Raw genomic sequence first — 8,836 nt, 5'->3', positions numbered from 1 at the left:
CGAACCAAAAGGACTCCCATTATCAGTGTGTATTTGTTTAGGGATTCCATATTTCCTGAAAACCTTTGTGAACTCAGCTTTAACGGATTTTAGGGTTTCTTTATAGTGCCCTTTAGCAGTAAATAAAAACCTACTTTTCGAGTCCGCAATAGTTAAGGGGTGGCAGTATATTTTATTGCCCATTAAAAATTTGCCTTTATAGTCTGCACTCCAGACTTCATTACATTTTTTAGGGTCGAAAATCGGGAATATAGGTTTGATTCTTCTCATCCTTTTTTTAGTACAAACAAAGCCGTTTTTCTTAAGGATCTTATGAACTGTAACCACAGAAGGAATTTGTTTTTCTGTAAATTCTTTAAACAATAATATCCTTATTTTTTTGGCTCCCCAACGCGGGTATTTTTCTTTTAGTTTTAAGATCCCTTTTATAATATTTAGCGGGGTAGCATTAGGATGTTTTGAAGGTGTTCTAGAGCCTGTCCTAAGACCTTCATAGCCTTGGTTTTCAAATCTACTTATTAACTTATAAGCTGTAGGACGAGAGATTTCAAAGGTTCTGCATAATTCTGTAATGGTATATTTTCCTGTACGCCATTCACAGATAAATTCAATTTTTTGTTCCATAGTTGTCGTTTCTTTCCAAGGCATAATTTCTGTTTTTATTCAGAAATTTAGTCTTTAAAAAGTGTAAACGATGTCCCTTTAACTTTGTAAACGATGTTTCTTTACCATACCAGCTTACACACAACGTTTAGTATAAGAAGCGTAGGGCAGTTAAAAAGCACTATCGTTTCGGTTTATTACTTAGCTAAATATAAATATTTTGCTTTTATCTTTTCTTCTATAAACGCCAAATTTTATATTTAGCGGACTTTGTTAATATACACTGACTTTTCGGTTTAACGCAAACGCCCTATGTTTTTTATACATTGTTAGGTGTCTGGGTTCTAGAGCCTGTCCTAAGACCTTCATAGCCTTGGTTTTCAAATCTACTTATTAACTTATAAGCTGTAGGACGAGAGATTTCAAAGGTTCTGCATAATTCTGTAATGGTATATTTTCCTGTACGCCATTCACAGATAAATTCAATTTTTTGTTCCATAGTTGTCGTTTCTTTCCAAGGCATAATTTCTGTTTTTATTCAGAAATTTAGTCTTTAAAAAGTGTAAACGATGTCCCTTTAACTTTGTAAACGATGTTTCTTTACCATACCGCATTACACACAACGGTTAGTATATGAAAAGTAGGCGATTTCTAAGTGCTAAACTTTCGGTTAAGTATAAAGTTTGATATAAACTCAAAGCTTTGAATTTATCACTGTTTCGCCTATTTTTTATATACATCTTAAGTTAGCATTTTATTAAATTAGACACATAATCATAAAGAACTAAAGCACAGAATAAGGTTATGATATACGCAGAGACCTAGCTCTCGTCAACATTGATAATCCCTGTTCTTTACTATGTTAAATTCGTTCAGTTCTGTGAAGCTTTAGACTTCGATTTTAAGTTGTAGAATTCACATTAGATTAAGTTCTTTACAATCCTTTTTTTATGAATAAAGATATTAAATATTTTGGAATAGACATTAGTAAAGATTTTTTTGATGTCTGCGATAATCATTCGAAGTATTATCAATTTAGTAACAGTATTTCTGGCTTCAAAAAGTTAGTTAAAATATTAGATTCCAATACGGTTTGCGTTATGGAAGCTACAGGTTATTATCATTCTCGATTAGCTTACTTTTTGTTAGCATTAGGTTTTGGAGTAAGTGTCGTTAATCCATTAAAGATTAAACGTTATATCCAAATGGATTTATCAAAAATAAAGACCGATAAGAGTGATGCGAAAATGATTCAGCTTTATGGTAAGGATAGAAATCCTAAGTTATGGGTTGGTCAATCAAGTAGACAGCAAGAGAGTTTACAGTTATCGCGTATGCTTAGTGTTTACAGTAAACAAAGCACTCAGTTAAAAAATAAAATACACGGCGAATCGGTTTTAGGAAATCCATCAAAAAGTGTTGTTAAGTCTTTAAAGAGAAGCTTAAAGCATCTAAAAAAAGAAATGGAAATTTTAGAAAAAACATTGCAAGAGCATGTGAAAGAAGAATATCAATCATCATTAACTTTATTACAAAGTATTCCAGGAATAGGCAACAAAACGGCTTTAATGTTATTGGTTTTCACAGATGGTTTTCATCGTTTTGAAAGTTCAAAAGCGTTATGTAGTTATGCTGGATTAACTCCAATAATAAGACAAAGTGGAAGTCGTGTAAAAGGGCGCCCACGAATTAGTAAAATGGGGAACCCAAAACTTAGAAATTTATTATTTATGTGCCCTTTTAATGCCTGTAAATATAACCGGGCATGTAAAGCCCTTTTCGATAGAATAGTGGCTAAAGGCAAAAGTAAAAAGCTAGCTTTAATAGCAGTGTGTAATAAGTTACTAAAACAAGCGTTTTCTATTGTTAAAAATGGGGTGCCTTATAACGATGAATATAGAAGTGTTTTGAGGTGTCATTAATTGAGTTTTATTTGGTTTTTACTTCAGTGCTTTGTTGGCAACTGGCTTTTTATTCTATATGATACCATTGATATTCTTTTCCGTTCCAAAATATAATTCCGCCACCGTGAGATTCCTCAACGCTCATATAAATTCCGTTTCCAATAAGTTTGAAATTCTTGCTTTCGTCTTGTCCGATTATATCTCCCGTTTCTTCGTCAACTAAAGTCGGTGAGACAATTTCTCCTATTGGTAACATTTCAAAAACTTCAATCCAATCCAAGTCTGTCATTTCAGACACTTCTTTTCCTGCTCCGAAAATGTAACTCTCAAAATTTACAGAATTGTGAAGTATTAAAACTCCAGTTTTTTGATTGATTTTATTTTTTACGATCGAGGCGAAGTCAGTTTTGTTATCTCCGTTAAAATCTCCTATCAGATTTTTGTCAGTAACTAATTCTAAAGAATCAGGAACTTTTGATAAGTCAACTTTTTCAATCGGTTCAACTTTCGGTTTATTCGATTCGACTTTTAATTCAGTTTTTTCTTTTTTAGGTTCAGTTTTTCTTTCCGTCTTTTCTTTACAAGACGAAAAGCATAAAATCAGAACTAAAATTGTTATTATAAATCTCATTTTTCAGCTTGTTGCCAACGTTTAGTATATGCAAAGTAGGCGATTGCGGGCTTCAAACTTATCAAACCAACACGATTATGAAGCGTGCTATAACCGTTGATTTTACTGCCATTTCGCCTATTTTGTATATGCATTGTTGTGGGTAGTTTTTCTTTGTTCTTTGTAAAAATATCTTATTAATCTTGTCGATTCGTGAGTATCAAGTTTCCATGAGAAAACTTCAACGGGCATTCCATCAGAATCATACTTGTAATCTGTTTGTACATTTCTGTTATCAGAGCCATAAGAATGTTTCTTTACTAATTTCCCATTGTTGCCATAAAATGATTTAAATCCCCAAAAACTTGTTGTAGAATCGTTTTCAATTGTTTCATTTTTATAATCTATGAGTCTATTATTTGAATCATATTCTTGAATCAATTTTGAGTCAAATCCCTTATTATCAAGATAGTCATTCCATTGAGTTTTTCTGCTCAAAATAGAATCTTGATATTCATATGTCGTCAGTTTTTCTAATTTGGGTTGTTCATATATAAAATGGCCGTAATGTTTTTCTTCTCTTACTAAGAGATTCAGGCTATCATAGTAATAATAAGTCTTGGAATTTATTTGACCATCTCGATTGAAAACAGTCCATTCTTTAAGATTTGAATTATCATCATAAGTTTTCCTGTAATTCAAATGTGTTGTGCCTGTTTCAATTCTCGTGGCATAGCGTTCAAAATCTCTTCCTAGACTATCATATTTTATTTCATAAGTTGTATGGTCTTTAAATGTTGAGAAATAATCCAAGTTTAAATATTCAATCAAAGTGCTATCCTTTATTTTTCCGTTTTTCCGAAACCCGTAAGAATAAATCTTTACAGCTTTGATTTTGTTTGTGTCAATCTGGGTTTTTCCAATCAGCTCAAACATCTGATTGAATGCCATATTCCCTTCATCAATTTGAACACAATTCCAAGTGTGTTTCTTATGAATAGAACAACTACTCAAAATAAAAATGATTAATATGTATTGTATGTATCTCATTTTTAAATTACCCACAACTATTATATAAGTACAACTCACTGGCACTTATTTTCCTTATGCAATATAGTTTTAATTTTAAATAATAGTGTGTTTAAGCCGTTTTATTCTAGTTATAACAAAGCATATGCGCGCTTATCTTAGTTTATTTATAAGTGTGTTATAACCGTTAAAAACGGCTATGGTTATTATTAACTTGGTTGTATATTGTTAGTTATGAGCTATTTTGAACTTAATGCAATGTTTTTTCTTAAGAAATGTTAAATATGAGTCTGCTGATAATAGCGGAAAATAGAAGCTCAAAAAAAAGTAAGTATTTAAGCCTTTTAACTAGGCATTAAAAGAGGTGTTTTGTATCTTTGATAACACTTCATTTTAGTTTATACATATGAATATACCTAATACCAAAAGCCCTAGGATTGTCATTGTAGGTGGCGGTTTTGCAGGGGTAAGTATTGCTAAATCTCTAGCAAATAAAAAAGCACAGGTCGTTGTATTAGACAAGCATAATTACCATACATTTCAACCTCTTTTATATCAAGTTTCATCGGCAGGGTTAGAACCCGATTCTATTGCATATCCGCTTCGGAAAATTTTAAAAACACACAAAACTTCTTTTTTTCGTTTAGCTAGTGTAGAAACGATCGATCCAGCTCAAAAAGTAATACAAACTAATATAGGGGCATTGGCATACGATTATCTTATACTGGCTACGGGAACAAAGACTAATTACTTTGGGAATAAGACTATAGAAGCCAATAGTATGCCAATGAAAAAAGTGCCGCAAGCATTGGATATTCGTAGCTTAATACTTCAAAATTTTGAAAAAGCGGCAGTGACGAACTCTGTAGAAGAACGTAAGGCATTATTAAATTTTGTAATTGTGGGTGGTGGCCCCACAGGGGTAGAATTGGCAGGTGCTATCGCAGAGTTAAAAAACAACATACTACCTAAAGACTATAGGGATTTAGATAGTAGTATGATGCAAATCCATTTGTTGGAGGGAAATAAAAGGGTGTTGCCGCCTATGAGTGAGTATGCCTCTGCGCAGGCCACAATATTTCTTGAGGAGTTAGGCGTAAAGGTACATTGCAATACCTTTGTAAAGGCTTACGACGGTAAAATGGTTTTAACCAATACCGATTTGATATTACAGTCTGAAACCTTAATTTGGGCGGCAGGCGTTACTGGAGCTCCTGTAAAAGGGTTAAAAGCAACGGCTGTTAAAGCGCAGTCTAATCGCTATGTGGTTAATAGGTTTAATCAAGTTGAAGGTTACGATACTATTTTTGCTATAGGGGATATCGCTTTAATGCAAACAGAAGCTTATCCTAATGGGCATCCTCAAGTGGCACAGCCAGCAATTCAGCAAGGTAAATTGCTAGGCGCTAATCTTATAAGGCATATTGAAGGGCAGGAGATGAAACCTTTTGTTTATAAAGATAAGGGAGCTATGGCAACGGTAGGCAGAAACAAAGCTGTTGTAGATTTAAAGCATTATAAGTTTGCTGGTTTTTTTGCTTGGTTTGTGTGGATGTTTGTCCATTTAATGTCTTTGGTAGGCTTTCGTAATCGCGTTATTGTTTTTTTTAACTGGTCTTACAGTTATATTAATTTTGATAAAGCTGCACGGCTTATTATACGCCCTTTTAATAAGGGAAATAAAACAGGCTAATCCTTTTTTTGTAAAAGGCCCAAAACAATTAATAATTGCGCCAAGGCATAGGTAAACATAATGCTAAAATCGGCATAATCTAGAGGCGTGTAAAATTTATTTAAAGCCAATAAACTGTCCGATAACATAAACATAAGTGCCCCAAAGAAAACAAGATTAAAGCTATAAGGGCTAACGTTGCCACGTCTTAAAAAAGCAGAGACGGCCATTACTAAAATAACTGCCATATATAAAATAACAGGTATTAATAAAGCACCTAACCCCGATTTTAAAAGGCTAAACAAGCCAATGGCATAAACCAAAAGCAAGGCTATAAAACCATAGGGTTTTATAGTGGTATTACGCTGTTTTAAAAAGACAATACAATACATAATGTGAGCGATTAAAAAAGCCAGTAAGCCAGCGATAAAGAAATGCCCTGATTGATATACGAATAACAATAAAACATCTCCAATTAACGAAAATACCAGTGCTAGACTAGTAAAGGTTTTGGTAGGTTTGGTAAGTCGTGTATTATGTTTTAAAAAGTAAAATAGTAAAGTGCCTACAATTAAAGGTTTGGAAATAAAGTGTATTGCTTGTAAGCCGTTAAAGTTAGCTAGGGTCGTTTCAATTAAAACGAGAATAGAAAATACTATAAAAAATAAAAGATGAGGATTGAGTTTCATTTACAGGGGTGTTTGGATAAAAAGTAAAAGTACTCATTTCATCTTAAAAAAAATACAGTTCGGTAAGTATAAGTTTTGATATTGTGGTAACAAATAGAGTTTTGTACCATTAAACAAAACGAACAGATTAAATGAAATTTTTACACGTACTATTAATGAGCTTGATGCCTTTGTTAAGCATTGCACAAACAACAATAAGCGGACGTATTATAGATACAAAAAAGAATCCTATAGTAGGAGCAAATGTATATTTAGATGGTACTTACGATGGAAGTACAACCAATGCAGAAGGTGTATTTACATTTTTAACGGAAGCAAAAGGAACACAGGTATTAATTATTTCTTTTGTTTCCTATGAAACGGTACAGATACAAAGTGATGTTAGTACATTAGATAATATAACTGTAACGTTACGAGATGCTGTAGGGACACTAGACACGGTAGTGCTATCGGCAGGGACCTTTGCCGCAGGCGATAATAGTAAAATATCGGTTTTAAAACCACTAGATGTTGTTACAACGGCTAGTGCTTTGGGAGATTTTGTAGGCGCTTTACAAACCTTACCAGGAACAACAACTGTTTCTGAAGATGGGCGACTGTTTGTAAGAGGAGGCGACGCAACGGAAACACAAATATTTATAGATGGGATTCGTGTTTTTACCCCATACACGCCTAGTCCTAATAATACACCAACACGGGGGCGTTATTCTCCATTTTTATTTGATGGAATAACCTTTTCTACAGGCGGCTATTCCGCAGAATTTGGAAAAGCGTTGTCTAGTGTGTTGTTATTAAATACTATTGCCGAACCTGAGCAGGAAAAAACAGATATTGCTATAATGAGTGTAGGTGCTACGCTTGGAAATACTCAAAAATGGGGAAATAATGCTATAAGTATAAATGCATCATATATAAATTTATCGCCATATAATGCTGTGTTTAACGATAGAAACGAATGGAAACAACCTTATGAAGGTGCGTCTGGAGAAGCGGTGTATAGGCATAAAACAGAACGTGGAATGTATAAAATATATTCTGCATTCGATACCTCTCATTTCGATGTCATTCAAGCGGATATAAATAATACCGATGGCATACAGTTTAAGTTAAATAACAATAATTTATATTTTAATGGATCTTACAAAGGGGCTTTAAATGCCACGTGGGAGTTGTTTAGTGGCTTAAGTTATACTTATTCAAAAAATAAAATAAATACAGCGCATAATAACATTGATAATACAGAGAAATCTATACATGCAAAAACCAGACTGAAACATCGTTTTAGTAATCGTTTTAAGCTTCGTTTTGGAGGGGAGTATTTTTCAACACGATTTAATGAAAATTATGTTGAAGGCTTAATGTTACCGCAAGATTATGGGGTTTCTAATACGATGGCTGCCGGTTTTACAGAGGCTGAGCTGTTTTTTTCTAAAACCTTAGCTCTAAAAGCTGGTGGTCGCTTAGAATATAGTGTTTTGTTTAAAGAAACCACAGTATCTCCAAGAGTATCTTTGGCTTATAAAACAAGCTCTAAAAGCCAGGTGTCTTTAGCGTACGGTGATTTCTATCAGAATCCAAGTGCCCAGATTTTAAAGTTTAATCAAGAATTGAAAGCGCAGCACGCACAGCATTATATTTTAAATTATCAGTTAAACCATGCGGGGCGAATTTTTAGAGCAGAAACATATTATAAAGATTATAATAAATTAATAAAATATGATACTGAGTTTGCACAATTTAATAGCAATTATACCAATTTAGGTTCTGGATTTGCTAAAGGCATAGATTTATTTTGGAGAGATAGTAAAAGTATTAGTAACATAGATTATTGGTTAAGTTATTCGTATTTAGATACGGCGCGCGATTATAAGAACTACCCTAGTACAGCGCAACCGGACTTTGTAAACACACACAATATATCTGTTGTTGGAAAATATTGGATTAACAAATGGAAAAGCCAAGTAGGGTTAAGTTATAGTTTTGCTTCGGGACGTACCTATACAAATCCTAATCGTCCTGGCTTTTTAAATGCTAAAACTAAAAGTTATAATAATTTAAGTTTAAATTGGGCGTATTTATTAAGTCCTCAAAAAATTCTGTATTTCTCGGTTAATAATGTATTAGGGATAAAAAATATTAACGGTTACCAATATGCTAGTGTACCAGATTTAAACAATAATTTTAATAGGCGTGCTTTACAACCAGCTGCCGATCAATTCTTTTTCGTAGGTTTCTTTTGGACTATTAGCGAAAAAGGTACAGATAACCAATTGAATAATTTGTAGGAATAAAAAAACAGCTCCATAAATTAGGAACTGTTTTTAGGTGT

The 8,836-nt window shown here is 33.2% G+C and carries 8 protein-coding genes; 3 read left to right on the top strand and 5 right to left on the bottom strand.

The annotated features are described in order from the left end of the window. Together AC2D8I_RS02460 and AC2D8I_RS02455 are read right to left on the bottom strand one after the other, a co-directional pair. On the bottom strand, positions 1 to 648 hold a 648-nt coding region (locus tag AC2D8I_RS02460; protein ID WP_484704405.1), incomplete at its 3' end, for a helix-turn-helix domain-containing protein. A gap of 274 nt (positions 649 to 922) precedes the next feature. Beyond that, complete coding sequence (locus AC2D8I_RS02455; RefSeq protein ID WP_484704404.1) at positions 923 to 1,126, bottom strand: helix-turn-helix domain-containing protein; 204 nt, start codon at positions 1,124 to 1,126, stop codon at positions 923 to 925. A 427-nt stretch (positions 1,127 to 1,553) separates the two neighbouring features. Between AC2D8I_RS02455 and AC2D8I_RS02450 the strand changes: the two genes are divergently transcribed. Then, a complete protein-coding gene (locus tag AC2D8I_RS02450; protein WP_484704403.1) occupies positions 1,554 to 2,525 on the top strand; it encodes an IS110 family RNA-guided transposase in 972 nt (323 codons plus the stop codon). Between the two features lie 49 nt (positions 2,526 to 2,574). Here AC2D8I_RS02450 and AC2D8I_RS02445 read toward each other — a convergent pair whose 3' ends face one another. Together AC2D8I_RS02445 and AC2D8I_RS02440 are read right to left on the bottom strand one after the other, a co-directional pair. After that, entirely contained in the window at positions 2,575 to 3,138 is a 564-nt protein-coding gene (locus AC2D8I_RS02445) for a hypothetical protein (RefSeq protein WP_484704402.1), read from the bottom strand. A gap of 117 nt (positions 3,139 to 3,255) precedes the next feature. Next, on the bottom strand, positions 3,256 to 4,167 hold the full coding sequence (locus tag AC2D8I_RS02440; RefSeq protein WP_484704401.1) for a hypothetical protein: 912 nt from the start codon (positions 4,165 to 4,167) through the stop codon (positions 3,256 to 3,258). A gap of 385 nt (positions 4,168 to 4,552) precedes the next feature. Here AC2D8I_RS02440 and AC2D8I_RS02435 point away from each other — a divergent pair, with 385 nt between their 5' ends. After that, positions 4,553 to 5,839, top strand: coding sequence for an NAD(P)/FAD-dependent oxidoreductase (locus AC2D8I_RS02435; protein WP_484704400.1), 1,287 nt, complete (start codon positions 4,553 to 4,555; stop codon positions 5,837 to 5,839). Here AC2D8I_RS02435 and AC2D8I_RS02430 read toward each other — a convergent pair. Then, positions 5,836 to 6,507 carry a lysoplasmalogenase gene (locus tag AC2D8I_RS02430; protein ID WP_484704399.1) on the bottom strand — a complete coding sequence of 224 codons (672 nt, stop codon included), beginning with the start codon at positions 6,505 to 6,507 and terminating at the stop codon, positions 5,836 to 5,838. The two genes, AC2D8I_RS02435 and AC2D8I_RS02430, sit on opposite strands and share 4 nt — an antisense overlap. A 131-nt stretch (positions 6,508 to 6,638) precedes the next feature. Here AC2D8I_RS02430 and AC2D8I_RS02425 point away from each other — a divergent pair, with 131 nt between their 5' ends. Further along, positions 6,639 to 8,792, top strand: a complete 2,154-nt coding sequence (locus AC2D8I_RS02425; protein ID WP_484704398.1) for a TonB-dependent receptor — start codon at positions 6,639 to 6,641, stop codon at positions 8,790 to 8,792. Positions 8,793 to 8,836: the final 44 nt, after the last annotated feature.

Source organism: Lacinutrix sp. YIN62 (assembly GCF_057219185.1).
This window is presented reverse-complemented; position numbering and strand designations above follow the sequence as displayed.

Coding starts and splice junctions, on each gene's coding strand:
- AC2D8I_RS02455 (WP_484704404.1), bottom strand. CDS start 1,126: ATGCCTTGGAAAGAAACGACAACTATGGAACAAAAAATTGAATTTATC.
- AC2D8I_RS02450 (WP_484704403.1), top strand. CDS start 1,554: ATGAATAAAGATATTAAATATTTTGGAATAGACATTAGTAAAGATTTT.
- AC2D8I_RS02445 (WP_484704402.1), bottom strand. CDS start 3,138: ATGAGATTTATAATAACAATTTTAGTTCTGATTTTATGCTTTTCGTCT.
- AC2D8I_RS02440 (WP_484704401.1), bottom strand. CDS start 4,167: ATGAGATACATACAATACATATTAATCATTTTTATTTTGAGTAGTTGT.
- AC2D8I_RS02435 (WP_484704400.1), top strand. CDS start 4,553: ATGAATATACCTAATACCAAAAGCCCTAGGATTGTCATTGTAGGTGGC.
- AC2D8I_RS02430 (WP_484704399.1), bottom strand. CDS start 6,507: ATGAAACTCAATCCTCATCTTTTATTTTTTATAGTATTTTCTATTCTC.
- AC2D8I_RS02425 (WP_484704398.1), top strand. CDS start 6,639: ATGAAATTTTTACACGTACTATTAATGAGCTTGATGCCTTTGTTAAGC.